The sequence below is a fragment of the Streptomyces sp. NPDC006691 genome, assembly GCF_042869955.1.
GTDB lineage: Bacteria > Actinomycetota > Actinomycetes > Streptomycetales > Streptomycetaceae > Streptomyces.
The window spans coordinates 247,890-264,478 of the sequence record NZ_JBIAGW010000004.1 but is presented as its reverse complement, the minus strand read 5'-3'; the positions used below and the strand labels follow the sequence as shown (position 1 = coordinate 264,478).

The 16,589-nt window shown below is 70.5% G+C and carries 15 protein-coding genes; 10 read left to right on the top strand and 5 right to left on the bottom strand.

Annotated elements, in window-relative coordinates; genetic code table 11:
- The first annotated feature begins 24 nt into the window (after nt 1-24).
- Together ACFYNP_RS11265 and ACFYNP_RS11260 are read left to right on the top strand one after the other, a co-directional pair.
- A complete protein-coding gene (locus tag ACFYNP_RS11265) occupies nt 25-897 on the top strand; it encodes a UbiA family prenyltransferase (RefSeq protein WP_388784758.1) in 873 nt (290 codons plus the stop codon).
- Nucleotides 898-1,097: 200 nt separating this feature from the next.
- Nucleotides 1,098-1,460: an ATP-binding protein gene (locus tag ACFYNP_RS11260; RefSeq protein WP_388410412.1), complete on the top strand. Its 363-nt coding sequence runs from the start codon at nt 1,098-1,100 to the stop codon at nt 1,458-1,460.
- Between the two features lie 33 nt (nt 1,461-1,493).
- Here ACFYNP_RS11260 and ACFYNP_RS11255 read toward each other — a convergent pair whose 3' ends face one another.
- Entirely contained in the window at nt 1,494-3,560 is a 2,067-nt protein-coding gene (locus ACFYNP_RS11255) for a SpoIIE family protein phosphatase (RefSeq protein WP_388784755.1), read from the bottom strand.
- Between the two features lie 332 nt (nt 3,561-3,892).
- Complete coding sequence (locus tag ACFYNP_RS11250; RefSeq protein WP_388784752.1) at nt 3,893-4,681, bottom strand: isocitrate lyase/phosphoenolpyruvate mutase family protein; 789 nt, start codon at nt 4,679-4,681, stop codon at nt 3,893-3,895.
- Between the two features lie 283 nt (nt 4,682-4,964).
- On the opposite strand from ACFYNP_RS11250, the gene ACFYNP_RS11245 reads away from it, so the two are divergent.
- Nucleotides 4,965-6,215: a serine hydrolase domain-containing protein gene (locus ACFYNP_RS11245; protein ID WP_388784749.1), complete on the top strand. Its 1,251-nt coding sequence runs from the start codon at nt 4,965-4,967 to the stop codon at nt 6,213-6,215.
- 127 nt (nt 6,216-6,342) lie between these two features.
- On the opposite strand, the gene ACFYNP_RS11240 is transcribed toward ACFYNP_RS11245, so the two are convergent.
- Nucleotides 6,343-6,855 carry a hypothetical protein gene (locus tag ACFYNP_RS11240; protein WP_388784747.1) on the bottom strand — a complete coding sequence of 171 codons (513 nt, stop codon included), beginning with the start codon at nt 6,853-6,855 and terminating at the stop codon, nt 6,343-6,345.
- Between the two features lie 237 nt (nt 6,856-7,092).
- On the opposite strand from ACFYNP_RS11240, the gene ACFYNP_RS11235 reads away from it, so the two are divergent.
- The 6 genes from ACFYNP_RS11235 (at nt 7,093) to ACFYNP_RS11210 (ending at nt 12,783) form a co-directional block, all read left to right on the top strand.
- Nucleotides 7,093-8,031, top strand: a complete 939-nt coding sequence (locus ACFYNP_RS11235; RefSeq protein WP_388784744.1) for a ribosome-inactivating family protein — start codon at nt 7,093-7,095, stop codon at nt 8,029-8,031.
- Between the two features lie 100 nt (nt 8,032-8,131).
- Complete coding sequence (locus ACFYNP_RS11230) at nt 8,132-8,833, top strand: alpha/beta fold hydrolase (RefSeq protein WP_388784742.1); 702 nt, start codon at nt 8,132-8,134, stop codon at nt 8,831-8,833.
- 163 nt (nt 8,834-8,996) lie between these two features.
- Complete coding sequence (locus tag ACFYNP_RS11225) at nt 8,997-10,001, top strand: RNA polymerase sigma factor (RefSeq protein ID WP_388784739.1); 1,005 nt, start codon at nt 8,997-8,999, stop codon at nt 9,999-10,001.
- 123 nt (nt 10,002-10,124) lie between these two features.
- Complete coding sequence (locus tag ACFYNP_RS11220; protein ID WP_388784736.1) at nt 10,125-10,277, top strand: hypothetical protein; 153 nt, start codon at nt 10,125-10,127, stop codon at nt 10,275-10,277.
- A 153-nt stretch (nt 10,278-10,430) separates the two neighbouring features.
- Entirely contained in the window at nt 10,431-11,906 is a 1,476-nt protein-coding gene (locus ACFYNP_RS11215; RefSeq protein WP_388410428.1) for a radical SAM protein, read from the top strand.
- Between the two features lie 163 nt (nt 11,907-12,069).
- Entirely contained in the window at nt 12,070-12,783 is a 714-nt protein-coding gene (locus ACFYNP_RS11210; RefSeq protein WP_388410431.1) for a family 16 glycosylhydrolase, read from the top strand.
- Nucleotides 12,784-12,801: 18 nt separating this feature from the next.
- On the opposite strand, the gene ACFYNP_RS11205 is transcribed toward ACFYNP_RS11210, so the two are convergent.
- Together ACFYNP_RS11205 and ACFYNP_RS11200 are read right to left on the bottom strand one after the other, a co-directional pair.
- Entirely contained in the window at nt 12,802-14,238 is a 1,437-nt protein-coding gene (locus ACFYNP_RS11205; protein ID WP_388784733.1) for a carboxylesterase/lipase family protein, read from the bottom strand.
- Between the two features lie 119 nt (nt 14,239-14,357).
- Nucleotides 14,358-15,260, bottom strand: coding sequence for an MBL fold metallo-hydrolase (locus ACFYNP_RS11200; RefSeq protein WP_388784730.1), 903 nt, complete (start codon nt 15,258-15,260; stop codon nt 14,358-14,360).
- 140 nt (nt 15,261-15,400) lie between these two features.
- Between ACFYNP_RS11200 and ACFYNP_RS11195 the strand changes: the two genes are divergently transcribed.
- The gene (locus tag ACFYNP_RS11195; RefSeq protein WP_388784727.1) at nt 15,401-16,246 is read left to right on the top strand and encodes a helix-turn-helix transcriptional regulator; all 846 of its coding nucleotides are present in this window, start codon (nt 15,401-15,403) and stop codon (nt 16,244-16,246) included.
- Nucleotides 16,247-16,589 lie beyond the last annotated feature (343 nt).

The following is a 16,589-nucleotide window of genomic DNA, read 5'->3' as shown; positions in this document are numbered from 1 at the left end:
TCGGGCGGCCTCTATGCTCGGGCCGTGCACTCCACCGCGGCCCCTGCCGCCACACGACGCTCCGGCTCGGGTGGCCGCCTCCTCGGGCTGCTGGCGGCCTCGCATCCGGGGCCCGCACTCACCGTCACCGTGGTGGCCACCGTCCTCGCGGCGAGCGCCGGGCGCGGCCCCGGTGGCACGGCCCTGACCGCGTCGGCCGTCCTCACCGGCCAGTTGTCGGTCGGCTGGTGCAACGACCGCGCCGATCTGCGCCGCGACATCGCGACCGGCAGGAGCGACAAACCTCTGGCGGCCGGCACGGTGACGCCCCGCGCGGTGGCCACGGCCGCCCTCTGCGCACTGGCCCTGTGCGTTCCGCTCTCGCTGGCCAACGGTCCGGCGGCGGGGGGCGTCCATCTGGCCGGTGTGGCGTTGGCCTGGTCGTACAACCTCGGCGTCAAACGCACTCCGCTGTCCTGGCTGCCGTACGCCGCCGCCTTCGGACTGCTGCCCGCAGTCGTCACGCTGGCGCTGCCCACCCACCCGTGGCCTGCCGCCTGGGCCATGGCGGCCGGAGCTCTGCTCGGCATCGGCGCGCACGCCTCCAACGTCCTGCCGGACATCGAGGACGACCTCACCACCGGAGTCCGCGGACTGCCCCAACGCCTCGGCGCACGCCGGGCCCGCCTCCTGGCAGCCGTCCCGCTCCTGGCGGCTTCGGCCGTCCTCGTCCTCGGCCCGTCGACGCCGCCCGGCCCGTTGCAGTGGACCGGCCTCGCGGTGACGGCCGCACTGGCCGCGATCATCGCCCTGCCCCCGCGCTCCGGTGCCCGCAGTCGCCTGCCGTTCACCGCCACCCTGCTCCTGGCCGTTCTCGATGCGGCCCTGCTCGTCCTGCGCGGGAACGCGCTCACCTGACCCGTCGTCGGCGGTCCGGCGCGCTCGGCCCGCACCGACCGGGCGGGGCCGACTCCCTGCCGTTGGTCACCGAGGGCGGATACCTAAGTCCCCATTCAGGACGAAAACGTCCCTACTGACGGGACAGCCGCCTCTCGCCTTCGAGAGCGGGGCAGAGGGAGGCGAACAGACCTGTGCCCAGACGGGAGCGTTCCGGATCGATGCTGACCCTCAACTCTTCACAGATCGGCCCGTCGGCCGCCCGCAAGGCCACGGCGCACTACTGCCGCGCGATGTGCCCGTGGGTGGACGCCGACGAAGTCGTCCTCGTGGTCGCCGAGTTGCTCGGCAACGCCATACGTCACACCCGTGGGCCTTGGCACCTCTCCCTGGACCAGCGGCAGGGCAAGCTCGTGGCCGCGGTGCGCGACCACAGCAACGAGGCGCCCGTCCCGCGCCCCGGGGACCCCCAGGGCGGGGGCGGCTTCGGGCTCGGCATCGTTCGCCGGCTGGCCACCGACTTCAGGGTGATACCCCACCAGCAGGGCAAGACCGTCCAGGCCAGCTGGAGCCGGCCCCAGTAGGCGTCCTCTGCCGTCCGGGGCCGCCCCCTGTCCTCAACCAGCCGTCCCGGCCGGGTTGTCGGCGTCCGCCCACGCGTGGCGGAGCCGTGAGTCGGCCGTCTCCTCGCGCCTTCCCCGGCGGACCACGAGCACCGCCCTGTCGTCGACGTGTCCCGTCAGCGAATCGCCCTGCGCCATGACGACGTTCGCGATCTCCGCGAGCGGCGCGGTGCGCCGCCGGTCGGTGACCTCACAGATCCCGGCCAGTCCGGCGTCGATCGGCAGCCGGGGCCCCTCCACCAGGCCGTCCGTGACCAGGACAAGCAGGTCGCCGGGGGCCAGGTCCAGCGCATGGACGGGGAAGTCGCTCGCCGCGAGCACCCCCAGCGGCGGCCCGCCCGGGTACTCGCGCACCCGAGCCCCGCCATCGGCCGCGTGCACCAGCGGGACGTGTCCGGCCCGGGCTGTCATGACCCGGCCGCCGGGCGTGAGCAGGGCGTACAGACACGTCGCGAACACGGGCAGCCGCATCTGCAACATGAGGTCGTTGGTGCGCGCCAGCACCCGGTCCGGAGCCGGATCCTGCCAGGCGTACGCGTGCATCGCGGTACGCACCTGTCCCATCAGCGCCGCGGCCTGCACACTGTGCCCCTGTACGTCACCGATGATGCAGGCGGTGCTGCCGTCCGGCAGGGCGATGACGTCGTACCAGTCCCCGCCGACGTCCAGGCCGTGGTGAGCGGGGCTGTACCGGGCCTCGATCTCGAAACCCGGGGCGACCGGCAGCAGGGCGGGCAGCAGATTGCGCTGTACGGTGCTGGCCAGTTCGGCCCGGGCGGACTGCAACCGGATGCGCTCCCACGCCTGGCCCGCGAGGTCCGCCATGACCCCGGCGAGGGTCTGCTCATGGCTGGAGAGGTTGTGCGGCCGGTCGAAGGTCACGACCCAGCCGCCCAGCGGAGACGCGCCCTGACCCCGCAGGGGAATCATGATGAAGGACTCGGCGGCGGTGGCGTCCAGCAGACCGTGGGCGAGCGGCCAGGACCGCCGGTAGTCGTCCCGGGTGGCGATGAACAAGGGTGTGCCCGTGCGGATCGCCTCGGTCAGGGGCTTCGGGGCCTCCAGCGGCAGACCGTGCAACGAGCGGGCCAGTGCGGGATCGATCCCCGCGCCGAACGTCACCCGCAGTCTGCCCTCCTCCACGAAGGCCAGCAGCGTTCCGTTCCCACCGAAGGCGGGAGCCACCCGGTCCAGGATCGCCGTGGTCAACTCGTCCTCCGTGGCGGCCGACACGAACGCCGCGGCGAGCTGCTGTACGAGGTCACCGCGCCGCCGGGCATCGGCATGCGCCTTGAGGAGCGACTGGTGGCGCTCAACGGCGGCGGTGGTGTTGATCGTCGTCCCCACGACGCGCCGCCTGCCGTCGAACCCGAACCGGACCAGGCGGGCCAGGGTGCGCAGCCAGTGCGGACGGCCGTGGTCGTCGGGCATCCGGAAGTCGACGTCCACCTGCCGGGCCTCCCCCTTGCGCAGTGCCCAGAACGCCTCCTCCACGCGCCCCACGTCATCGGCGTACACAAGCCCCAGCAGCTCGGCCAGCGGCATCCGGTCCCCGGGACCCACGCCGTTGTACAGGCGCTCACCGTCGAGCCAGCTGAACTCGTCCGTCTCCTCGTCGTAGACCCAGAGGGAGTGGTCCGCCAGTACGGTCATGGAGCGCAAGGCCTCCCAGTGCAGCCACTCCCCCTCTTCCTCCTCCTCGATCTCCACCAGGAGCGCGTGTCGGCCGTCGCACCGGTCGAAGCGACGAGCCGACGTCATGCAGATGACCGCCCCGTCCGCGTGGGCGTATTCGAGCGGCTGACGGCAGGCGCGGCCACCGCCTTCAAGAGCGTCGAGGAGCAGTTGGCGGGAGATGGCCACGCTGGTCGGGGCGAGCAGATCGGCGAAGCTGCGCAGCGGGGTCCCGTCGTCGAGAAGTGCCGCCTGGACCCGCGGGCTGGCCCGGATGAGCTCTCCCGCCCCGGCGGGCTCGCGCGCGGGGGCGAGCAGCATCCACATGCCGTCGACGCCGAGCGCCTCGCAGCCGGGGCGGGCGGGGGCGCTGGCGTCTACACACATGGACATCGACCTCAAGAGCGAACGGGCGCGGCAAGCCTCCCTGCGGGCGGGTCTTCCATCCCAGCCGACTCCTGCGCAGGTCGCCGCCCGCGAAAGTCATGTCCTGGGGGACGAAGGTCCCCTACGAGCCGTCAGCGTTCGGCGGCGCCGCGCAGGGGCAGGCGCATGCGCAGGGGCACGCGCATGCGCAGGGGCAGGCGCATGCGCAGGGGCAGGACCCTGCGCAGGAGCAGGACCCTGCGTAGGAGCAGGACCCTGCGTAGGAGCAGGCCCTGCTTACGGGCCCCCTGCGCCGCGGCGGACGCGCGCCGTGCGGTCGTCGCCCCGTCCCCTCACCCCTTCTCCCCACCCTTCTCCCGCGCCCGACGGTGACGCAGGAGACGCTCCTGCATCACGGCGTAGGGCGTGGCGGCGGGAGGGGTGCCGCCGTCGCGTACGTCCGTGGCGGCGCGTACGGCCGCGTCCATCGCGGCGCGGTAGGGCAGCGACCCGGTGCTGATGCGCCGCACGCCGAGCCGGGCCAGCTCCGCCATGGTGAGCGTGGGGTGGACCAGGGTGTTCACGGGGGCCGCGATGTTGTTCACCAGGTCACGCAGCTCGGAGGGGTCGGTGGCGCCGGGAACGAAGACGCCGTCTGCGCCCGCCGCCACATAGGCGGTGGCCCGCGCCAGAGTCTCCTCGACGGTGGCCTTCTGGTCGAGCCAGTACGTGTCGATGCGGGCGTTCACGAAGAGTTCGGGTGAGGCGTGCTTGATGGCCGCGACCTTGGCGGCGTGCAGCGCGGGGTCGATCAGCCTCTCGTCCGTGCTGTCCTCGATGTTGATGCCGTCGACGCCGAGGCCGGCTGCGTACTCCGCCACCCGCTCGGGGTCGTCGTCGTAGCCGTCCTCGATGTCGGCGGACAGATGGAACGGGGCGCTCCTCAGTTTCCGGGCCAGCGCCTGCGTGGCCTGCCTGCTGGCCCGGCCACCATCGGGGCTTCCACTGGCGGCGGCGACGCCGAAGCTCGTGGTGCCGACGGCGGGGAAACCGGCCTCCGCGAAGGCGAGCGCGGAGGCCACGTCCCAGGCATTGGGCAGCAGGAGCGGGGCGGCTTGGTGGTGCAGGGCTTCGAACGTCATGTCCGTGGCGCCTTTCGGACGAGGTACCGCGCGGGGAGAGCCCCGAGCGCCATCAGGATCACCCGCCGGCACCGCGCCGATCAACGAGGCGGACCCTCGACGAACTCGGTGTGCGGGGTCGGCGCCGGAGTCCGACGTGCACGGTACGCGCACGGGATGGCCGCGGAGACCGACGCGCGCGGAACACGTCTTGGCGACGAGGGGTGCGCCGGCCGGGGCGGGCTGCGCTGCGTGGGTCACCTCGGGCCGCCGAGCGTTTCGGCCCGCCGCCGATAGGTGATGCATGGCGTGCCGGAGCATCCGGATCAACAGTCGCCGCTCCCGCCACGTCATCAATCGGAGGCCCGTCGTGTCACGTCGCTCTCGCCGTTCACCGCTGCCCCGCCGGGGCGGGCGCACGCTCATCGGGTTGCTCGCCGCCTCGCTGGCGCTGGCGGCCCCGGCCGGTGCGTCCCCGCGCGGCAACGGAGACGAGGCGCTCCGAAACCGCCTCCAGGAACTGGTCGACCGTCCGGACGGCCCGCCGGGTGCCATCGCGGTACTCCGGGACGGCGGTCGGGTCCGGGTGGTCCGGGCCGGGGTCGCCGAGGTCGGCACCCGGCGTGCCCCCAGCGCCACCGACCACATGCGGTTGGCCAGCGCATCCAAGGCGTACAGCGGTGCCGTCGCGCTGCGCCTCGTCGACTGCGGGCTGCTCGGCCTGGACGACACCATCGCCCGTCGACTGCCCGAACTCCCCTCGGCCTGGGGGCATGTGACACTACGTCAGCTGCTCAGCCACACCAGCGGCCTGCCGGACTACAGTGCGGCGCCGGACTTCATCGACCTGATCCGGGCCGAACCGCACCGGGTCTTCGACTCCCGGCGCCTGCTCGACTTCGTCGCCGACGACGACCTGGAATTCGCCCCCGGCTCCCGCTACCACTACTCGAACTCCGACAACATCGCCGTCGCCCTGATGACCGAGGCGGCGACCGGACAGCGTTACGAGGACCTGCTGGCCGCGAAGGTCTATCAGCCCCTGGGGCTCACCCACACCAGTCTCCCCGCCGGTTACCAGCTGCCCAGTCCTCGTCTGCACGGCTACGACGTGGAACCGGGCAGTCCACCGCAGGATGTCACCACCTTGTTCGGCGCCTCCGGGTCCTGGGCCTCGGGCGGCATGGTCGCCACTCCCGCGGACTTCAACACGTTCATGGCCGGGTACGCGGGCGGCAAGCTGATCGGCGCCGCGACCCGCAAGCAGCAGCGGTCCTTCGTCGCAGGCTCCTCCGAGCCGGCCGGTCCCGGCACCAACCGAGCCGGATTGGGGATCTTCGCGTACACCACCCGGTGCGGGGTCGTGTACGGGCACACCGGCAACACCGCGGGCTACACCCAGTTCGGCGCGGGCACACCGGACGGCCGCCGCAGCCTCACCCTCTCCGTCACGTCACAGGTGAACCAGAACAACACCCCCGACCTGCTGGCGCACCTGCGTGACGTCGAGGAGGACTTCGTCTGCGCCTTGCTCGGCTCCCCCCACAAGCCCTGAACCGGCCCGCTCCGTCTCCGTACTCGTACTCGCAACTCGTACTCGCAGACGTAGACGCAGCTGCGGTCGTACTCGTCCTCGTCCTCGTACTCGTAGTCGAGTCGTGGCCGAGGCCTTGGCCGAGGAGCTACTCCAGCCCGGATCGCTGTGCCCACTGGACGAGATCCGCGCAGGTCGGGTCGGACCGGCGGGCACGTCCGGTGAGCGTAATCAGCGAATGACGGACCTCGGTTCGCAGGCGGGGAAGCCATAGACCGGTGCGGCCGTCCTGATAAGAGAGCAGTCGAAAGCAGTTGAGGGAGGCCCTCTCCCCCTCGTCCGCGTGCTCGGTCGGCATGGCGGCCAGGATTTCGTAGCTCTGCTTGTCGGCGGTCGCGTCGATCACCGCGGCCAGGGGAATGCCACCCAGCGTCTCACCGGTTCGGGGGAGGCCCGCGGCGGTGGCGTCGGCCACGACGGAATGGATCGCCAGGCCCGCGAACGTCGCGATGAGGCTCTCGCCTCGCTTCACCTCGATGCCCCAATCGCCCAGTCGCTCCCGCCGTTTGGTCGCCCGCCACGGTTCCTGATCGACCAGGGGCAGAACACTGCGCCCCAGGCGGACGCACTGACGCCACACGACATCGCGATCCGATACCAAAGCCGCCTCCTCGAACCAGGGAGGCCCAGGCGGTCCCCGCCGACCTCCAGCCTCCCGGATGACCGTGACGGGAGTCACATCCCGTTCTGAGAACTTTGCCGCTGCCCGCGCATCCAGTACGCGTCGAGGCATCAAACGAACGCGCGACGGCCTGTCTTCCTCTCGACGCGGAAGGCAGGTCGGCGCTGGACTACTGGTCGAGCACCAATGTGCCTGAAATGAAAGGGAGTTGATGTCATGCAACACCACGGAACCACCGCAGGCCGCCCGGGCCTCTTACGCCGCGCCGTGCTCGCGCTCGCCATGTCCCTGGCCGTAGTGCCGGGACTGCTCTCCTCCGCCCAGCCGGCCGCGGCCCACACCGGCGAGGGATCCATCAACCACGTCTGGCTGGATCTGGGCGACGCTCCCAACAGCCAGCAGACCATCGCGTACTCCACGTTCCTCGCCAGCCTGCGCGCCGCCGTCTCGGACACCTGGCGCGACGGAACCCAGTACACGCAGGACGCCTCCCAGACCGAGGGGATCGTTCGCGTCTCGCTGTCGGCCAATGACGACAGCGGCCGCAGACGCGCCGTCGACCTGTGGGTCCAGCCCGACAACCTCTACGTCGTCGGCTACTCCCCACAAGGCAGCGGAGTCTCGTACACCTTCAACGACGCCAGCTTCAACCGTCGCCCCATCGACACCTCGATCACCAACCTGCCGTTCGGAGGCAACTACCAGGCGCTCGTCCAGGCCGCCGGACGTGACCGTTCCAGCATGCCGATCTGGTGGCAGGACATCCGGGCATCCATCCTCCAGCTCGCCAACCAGACCTCGGCCAACACCAACACCCAGAACACCGCCCGCTCCCTGATGCTCCTCATCCAGATGACATCGGAGGCCGCCCGCTTCAACGACCTGGAGGGAGTCTTCCGCGCCGCGGTCGGCGACTGGAGCTGGGGCCGGACCGGCCTGGAGGGTTGGCAGCAGAATCTGGAGAACAACTGGGGCGTGGTCTCCAACTTCTACTGGAACCTCGTGGGAGCCGGGAACACCTCCACCCCCACCGTCCCGTACATCCCGGGTCTCGGGACCATCGAGAACACCGACCAGGTCCGTCGCTACCTGCGCGTTCTGCACACCTTCAACGCAGGCTGGAACTACCCGAACCCGGGCCGCGACGAACTGTGACGGACTCACCCGGCAACTCGCCCCACCCCGGACGGAGTTCACGGCCCACCGCGCCGCAAGCACCCGCACCCCGTACGTCAAGCAGAGGAGAACTCGCCACATGAGTACCGCACCCCAAGCGAGAAACGTCGTTCTGGTCCATGGCGGATTCGTCGACGGCTCGGGCTGGAAGGGCGTTTACGACCGGTTGCGCGAGGACGGCTATCGCGTCACCGTGGTGCAGAACCCGACGGTCTCACTCGAAGGTGACGCCGCCGCGACCAAGCGGATCCTGGACGCGCAGGACGGCCCGACCGTACTGGTCGGCCACTCCTACGGCGGCGCGGTCATCTCCGAGGCCGGCAACCACGAGAAGGTCTCCGCGCTCGTGTACATCGCGGCCTTCGCCCCGGACAAGGGCGAGTCCGTGAGCACCCTCATCGCCGATCCCCCGCCCGGGGCTCCGGTTCCGCCGATCCTGCCGCCCGTCGACGGTTACCTCCTCCTGGACCGAGAGAAGTTCGCCGACTCCTTCGCCGGGGACCTGCCGCGGGACGAGGCCCGGTTCCTGGCCGACTCCCAAGTGCCGTGGGGCCTCGAAGCACTGGGCGGCGCCGTGTCGCACCCGGCCTGGCGCAGCAAGCCGAGCTCCTACCTCGTCACGACCGAGGACCGGATGATTCCGCCCCCGGCGCAGCGCACCATGGCCGAGCGGGCCGGTGCGACGGTCGCAGAGACCAGCGGCAGCCATGCCGTATACGTGTCCAAGCCCGATGTGGTCGCCGAATTCATCAAGAAGGCGGCGAAGGGCTCCGCGGAGTAGGACCCGTTCCCAGACCCCTGACCGGCTGTCGCCGCAGTGAGCACCGTCCCGGTTCACTGCGGTCCGCCGGGCGCCCACGCCGGGCAGGCGTCGCCGCGCCTTTCCCCGCCCGCCGCAGGGGTGGTGACGACCATGCGTGACAACAGCCTCGACAACACTCTTGATGGACCATCACGAAGGCGGACATACGGGCATGGTGGTACTCGACTCGCCCACGGATGCGGAACTCACCCGCCGGGCCCAGTCCGGAGAGACGGCGGCCCTCGGCCTGCTCCTGGCCCGCCATCAGGCGCCCATGCGCGCGGTGGCGCTGAGTCTCCTCGGCCATGGACCCGAAGCGGAGGACGCGGTGCAGGATGCCGCGCTCACGGCGCTGCTCCGTATCGGCGACGTGCGCGACCCCGCCTCCGGGGGAGCCTGGCTTCGGGCCGTCGTGCGCAACGCCTGCCGCATGCGGCTGCGGGCCGCCCGCGAGAGGCCGGGCCTCGACGCCCTGGCCCCCTGGCTCGTGCCCAGCCCGGATCCGTCGTCGGACCCCGAGCGGCTCATAGAGCGGCATGCGATGCGCGACTGGATCTGGGACGCGGTGGAGGAACTGCCGGAGCAGTACCGGCTGGTGCTGATGCTGCGGCACTTCAGCGGCATTTCCTCGTACCAGGAGATCGCCGCCGCCTGCGAGATCCCCGTCGGCACCGTGCGCAGCCGCCTGCATCAGGCCAGAGCGCGGATGTCCCGGACGCTTACGGCGACCGCCGTGCAGGCACACGGCGACGCGTCCGCCCTCGAAAGCGAAAGCAGACACGAGGGCTTGGCGACCCTGGAGGCGTGGGAGTGCGGGGGCCTGCCCCCGGACATCTCCGAACTGTGGCCGCCGGAAGCCGAGATGATCGGCAAGCTGGGCCGTCCCGGAGAACACGTCCATCCGGTGCCGGTCATGCGCCGGACACTGGAAGCCGGCGTACGACAGCACCTGCGGCACGTGGTGGCCGGCCGCGACCTCGCGATCTGGGAAATGGACGTCACCCATCCCGGCGCCGTCCATATCTGCCCACCCAGCCTGGTGTGGCTCATGTTCCGCCGAGACAGGCGAGTCCGCAAACTCCGCGTCGTCTTCCCGCCGGCCACCGCCCTCGACGTCCTACGGACAGCCGCGCCCGCCCAGCCATAGCGATACACTCCTCGGCCCGGCGAGCATCCGCGTCACCGCGGAACTCTCGCCGTTCGCATGATCCGCGACGAACCACGGCCTCCACCGAGCGCCTTGTCGACGAGCCCCAGGAGCCACCGCCAGATGATCACCCTTCGCGAGGTGCGTGACACCGATCTGCCCACGTTTCGGGAGCACCTGTCCGACCCCGCCGCGCAGCACGTGGCCGCCGACGCCACCAGCACCTCCCTGAGGCCGATGCTCCGCCCGGCCCGAACTCCGCCTGCAGTGAGTTGAGTTGGCACGCTTCAAGTGGTCGGCGCAAAGGACAGCCAGGTGGACTGGTGACCCGGGCCCCCTCCTGCCTAACGTCAGCCGTGGTCGACGCCGGGCCGCACATCGTGCCGCGGGGACGTCTGGCCTTCGCCATGTAACCGGGGGGTACGTCACATGTCTGCGGTCGGCAATTCGGGGCTCTTGGGGAGCCGGTTCGACGCACTCGCGAGCAACACGATCGACTACTGGATGCTGCCGGACGATCCGTCCCTGACCAACCAGGGTGTGCTCGACGCCGTGTCGGCGGCACCCGTTCTGCCCGACGCTTCCCTACAGCTCTACATCCACGTACCGATCTGCGCGCAGAACTGCACGTTCTGCGCGTTCACCGGCGCGAACAGCATCAGCTACAAGATGGCGGAACGCTATTCCAAGCTGGTGATGTGGCAGCTGACGGACCTCATGGACCGCGTCCAGGTGAAGGGCCGTCACATCAGCTCCGTACACATCGGCGGAGGCAGTCCTGACCTGCTCGGGTCCCATGTCGGCCGGATCCTGGAAGGCGTCAGGGGGCTGCCGGGCTGCACCGACACCACCGAGTTCTCCGTCGAGATGACGCTGAGCACCACTCGGCCCGAGTTCATCGAGGAGCTGGTCCGCCACGACGTGACGAAGGCGTCCTTCGGAATCCAGACGCTCGACCCGGACCTGCGTACGCACATGCGCCAGCCGCGCTCGCTCACGCACCTGTCGAAGGTGCTCGACATGATCGACGGCCGTATTCCCGTCGTCAACGCCGACCTCATCACCTGCCTGCCGGGGCAGTCACTCGCCATGGCCCTCGACGATCTGCAAGCCCTCATCGAGCATCCCTCGATCAACGCGATCAGTTCCTACCTGCTGACGTCAGGTGCCTCGCCGTCCCTGATCGGAGGGCTCCTCTCCGGAGCCCTGCCGCAGCAGGCGTCCCCGCACGACCGTGCGCTCATGCGACTCAACACCTACGGCACCCTGTTGCGCGAGGGGTGGGTGCGGCGCGGCACCAACACGTACATCGACCCGTCCGCCGTGCCCGCCCGCACGCTCGACAAGATCAGTGGCAACGAGTGCCTGGGCCAGAGCCACCACGCGGCGTTCCTGCTGGGCGTCGGCGCCAGCGCGATCTCCAGCATGCCCGGCGTCCGCCTTGAGCAAGTGAGCTCCCTGGGGCAGTGGATGGCCGCCGCCGAGCGCAAGGAGCACCCGCTGCACCTGCCCAAGTGCGCCACCGTCCCGCAGGCCGACGCCGCGCTGTGGGTCTTCCCCCTGCGGCACGAGGGACTGCCGCAGCATCGATACGACTGGATGCTGGCGAACGGGGCGCTCGACGACGAGCAGGTCCGCACTCTCCAGACCCTCTGCGACGAGGGCCTCGTGCGGCACACGGCGCTGGGATACGAACTCACCGTCCTGGGTGAGGTGTTCATGGGCCACCTGGTACGCCTGCTCAAGAAGGAGGCCAACCGCAAGGCGGTCGACGACTACATCAGCGAAGGCCTCGCCCTGGGGAACGCGATCGCGGCCGGCGCGCTTGAGGACCGCCGCAACGTGAACAACCGCCAGGTGGCCGACCTCCACCTGAGCGAGATCCGCGTCGCGTCGGCGCCCTAACCCGTTCCCGGCCAGCGGCCATCGCCCGCCCATCGACGAGGGTCTTGTCAGGTTTCGAACAAACTCCTACAGTCCGTGGCACAACCAACCATGGAACCGCTCCCACGGTCCTGGTCCCGGTCCCGGTCATCCGAGCAAGGGAGCCGCGATGTTCTCTGCACGTGTGAGATCCCCCCGTTGGGCGGGCGTGATGCTCGCCGCCCTCTCGATGGTCCTGGTGGGGCAGCCGCCCGCGCACGCCTCCTCCTGGGGCACGCCGCAGACGGTCAACTCGTGGAACGTCATCAACGGACGGTGGACCGCCAACCACGAGCTGGAGACGTACACGCCGGACTGCGTCTGGTACGAAGGCAGCACCCTGATCATCAAGACGTACAACGCGGGTGGCGGCCAGTACCGCTCCGGGCGCGTCGAGTCCAAGTCGCTCTACGGATACGGCACTTACAGCTTCACCGCGAGCATGCCGAACGGGCAGGGGCTGCTTCCCGCGGTCTGGGGTGCCTATCTGAACCCCTGGTTGCCCGAGATGGACGCGGCCGAAATCGTCGGACAGAACCCCACGGCCGTCTACCAGACCTTCCACGACACCAACAACGGCCAGACCCAGTGGGCCCGGAACAACGCCTCGGCGTGGACGAACAGCTTCCACACCTATTCGTTCTCCTGGTGGCCCGACCACATCGACTTCTGGGTGGACGGGGGCTTCAGCGGCACGAAGTGGTACACCACACCGCCCGGAACCGGCATGCACTTCATCGTCAACACCGCCGTGGGGGGCGACTGGCCCGGCAATCCCAATGCTTCCACCTGGGCCACCGCCGATGGCGCCCGCTACCTCAAGGTCTCCTCGATCACCTACACGCCCTACTACCCCTGACCGCGCCGGCACCATCGGTCACGGCGCGCCCGCCGCCCCTGTCCCCACCCCGCCGAACCGCCGGACCGGGCCGCCCTCGGTCAGCGTCGGCCAGCCGGGATCGCCGGTCCGGGCGAAGGCGACCCAGGCGGCGTGCATCTCCTCGGCCAACGCGGCGGGCGGCTCGGCCCGACCCAGCAACCCTTGCTCGCCACGGAGGGCCGGAAGGGCGAGGCGGTCGAACACGAAGGGGAGTTCCACCGTGTGGGCGGCGCCGAGGGTGCCGCCCACGGCGGGTGACCGCCAGGCGAACTCATAGACGTGGGCGCGGCGATGGGCCTCGGCCAGGCGTCGGCTGCCGGCACCGAACAACGCGTCGCCGAGCAGTGCCGAGCGCAGTTCGGCATGACCCGCTTCCGGATGCCGGTCACGGTGCGCGGCGATGAACGGCTCGGCCGCGCCGTGGGCGGCGGCTGTCGCGCGTACGTCCTCCGCGGTGGAGGTCGCCAGGCTGCCCTGCGGCGCCAGGTAGAGGTTCCCCTCCTCGGCGTTGGTCCCGATCAGCAGATCCACGTCCGCCAGGGGGCTTTCGGCCGGCTGTCGGTCCAGTACGAGACTGAAGGGGCTGAGCCCCACGAGCGGGTCCGGCCGGTCGGCCGTACGCAGGTCGAGGCCGCCAAGCTCGGGTACGGCCCCGACGAGCCTCTCGTCGGGGACCCCGGCGAAGGCGGTGGCCGTCGGCGCGACGCCCAGAACCGCCGCGGCCTTGCGCGTCACCCGTGACGCCTGCTCGGGAGAGAACGCACCCAGCCCGTTTCCGCTCTGCGCGATCGCCCGCTGAACCAGTCCCGCCGCGGCGGGCGCCGCGAGCACGGCACCCACGATGGTGGCCCCCGCGGACTGGCCGAACAGGGTGACGTTGCCCGGATCGCCGCCGAAGGCCGCGATGTTGTCCCGCACCCAGCGCAGCGCCGCGATCACGTCAAGGAGTCCACGGTTGGCGGGCGCGCCGGGGAGGTCCAGGAAGCCCGCGATACCGAGGCGGTAGTTGAGCGTGACGAGCACCACGCCGTCACGGGCGAACGCGGTGCCGTCGTAGAGGTCCGCGCCGCCCGAGCCCGCGACGAACCCGCCGCCGTGCACGAACACCATCACCGGGCTGCGGTACGCCTCCGGCGGAGCCCACACGTTGACCGTGAGGTGGTCGTCGCCCCGGATCCAGCCCGGCCCGAAGTACGGCGACATGTCGAGAGCGCCGAACGCGTCCCGGCGCGGCTGCGGCGCGGTGGGCCCGGGGGCCGAGGCGTCACGCACCTCCGTCCAGCGCTGATGGGGGCGGGGCGGCGCGAAGCGGCCGGCGCCGCGCGGTGGAGCGGCATAGGGGATGGCGTGGAAACGCCGCACCTCGTTGCCGCCGGACTCGGTGATGCCACCTCGTACGCGTCCGGTGGCGGTCGTCACGATCGGATCCGGCATGGGTCTCCAGCTCTCCTTCACATGGATAAGGCTCGGGGTACCGGGGTTTCGGTAGGGGGGGTCCGGCACTGGGGTCGGGGACGGCCGAGGTGCGATCGCGTGCTCCGGAACGTGAGGCCTCACAGCCGGGCGAAGGGGGCCCACGCCGCGATGTCGAAGGTGTCCCCGTTTCGCTTGACCTCAGCGCCGCCGGATCCGCCCCAATGCGCGGGCAGAACAAGCGAGTTGGTGTCGTCGGCCCGACCGAGCAGCCGTCGCCGTGTCGCCCTGGTCTCCGCCGGATCCTCACAGAAGCAGCTGTTGACGTCGGGCGCGACGGCCTGCAACGGCGAATGCAGCAGGTCCCCGACGAACAGCGCGCGGTCACCGCCCGATTCCAGCGCCAGCACCGAGGAACCCGGGGTGTGCCCCGGGGCGAGTTCGAGCCGGAGATTGCCGTCGATGACGTGGCCGTCGTCCCACAGCAGTGCCTGCCCCGCCTCGTACACCGGCGCCACACTGTCCTCGAACACATTCTGGTTCCCGCGCCCCAGCCTGGAGACGTGACCGTTTTCGGGGTTCCAGAACTCGAAGTCGCGGGCCGGCATCAGATAGGTGGCGTTCGGGAACGTCGGGACCCACGTGCGGTCTTCCAGACGGGTGTTCCAGCCGACGTGATCGACGTGCAGATGCGTGTTGACCACCAGATCGACATCGCCCGGCTGTACGCCCGCCCTGGCGAGTTCACCCAGGAAATCGGTCTGCCGACGGCTCCAGATCGGCGCGTAGGGGCGCTCCTTGTCGTTGCCGACACCGGTGTCGACGAGAATGGTCTTCCCCTCGCTGCGCAGCAGCCAGGTCTGGATCGCGCTGACGCACTCCTCCGAGGCCAGGTCGACGAAATCCGGCTCCAGCCAGGTCGCGTGCTCACGCCATGCCTGTTCCGGCGCATCGGGGAAGAAAGTGGCCGGGGCCAACTCGACCGATCCGTAATACTCGACGACCCGTGTGATCGAAACGTCGCCGAGAACGATTTCCCGCATGACTGATCCTGTCCGTTGGGGGGGGGAACTGGGGAGGTGCTGCCAACCTCCCCCCGGCGCGGCTTCGGCACCAGTCCCGGCCCGTGCCTATGCATGGCAGGGGCAGGCTGTCAGCCGGCGCCGCGGGCATACTCGGAGCCATGGCGGTCTCCCAGCAGCTCAGCGAGTTCCTACGGGCCCGAAGGGCACAGGTGCGGCCTTCGGACGTGGGCCTGCCCGAACTGCCGGGCAGGCGACGGGTGTCGGGGCTGCGTCGCGAGGAGCTGTCTCAGCTCGCGGGAGTGAGCGTCTCCTACTACACCCGCCTCGAACAGGGCCAGTCGGTCAACGCCTCCGACGGCGTCCTGAACGCGCTGGCCACCGCCCTACGGCTGGACGAGCACGAGCGCGCGCATCTGCGCGAACTCGCCTCGCAGCCACGCCGGCCCCTCCGGCGACCTCCGGCGGAGAGTGCGGACCATCTCACCCGTGACCTGCTGCGCTCGGTGGGAGGCACCCCGGCGCTCATCCTCGGACGCCGCTCCGACGTGCTGGCCTGGAACCCACCGGCGCACGGTCTGCTGGCCGGGCACCTCTCCCCCACCGCGCCCGAACGCCCCGAGGACCGGCCCAATCTCTCCCGCATGCTGTTCCTCGACCCGCACACCAGAGAGCTCTACGTGGACTGGGAACGCAAGGCGCGGGCGGTCGTGGGCAGCCTGCGGCAGGTGGCCGGGCGCCACCCCGATGACGCGCTGCTCGCGTCGCTGATCGGTGAACTGTCCATGACGGCACCGGACTTCGCCGAGCTGTGGGGCGATCACCGGGTGCGGCCGTGCGAGGCGGACAGATATCGGCTGCGTCACCCCCTGGTGGGTGAGCTGACCATCACTCAGCAGATCCTGCTCCCCGCCCGATCGCCCGACCAGTCCCTCGTAGTGGTCACCACGGAGGAGGATTCCGGCTCCCAGGACGCGCTCACGCTTCTGCGCGCGTACGCGTTCTGAGCCGTCGGCCCACCAGCGGAAGACGGTTGCGGCGCAGCCCCCCAGAGGCAGGCACCAAGCGCAGGTGCGACCACTCACTTGTGATGGATATGTGAAGGCGCGGGGCGGCGCGCAACGTGCGGGGCGACCGGCTCATCTGGCTGGTCGGCAGTGCGTCCGTCGAGCCCCACACGGGGCAGCGCGCGTGCAACGTCCGTCGCCCTGCCGGACGACACATCCCGTTCCGAACAGGCGACTTCACATCCCGACCTGACTTCACATCCCGGCCTGACTTCTCATCCCGACCTGAAGGAGCAGTCTCCTTGACCACTCACTTACGACGAGGCACCCGTCCTCGCGCACT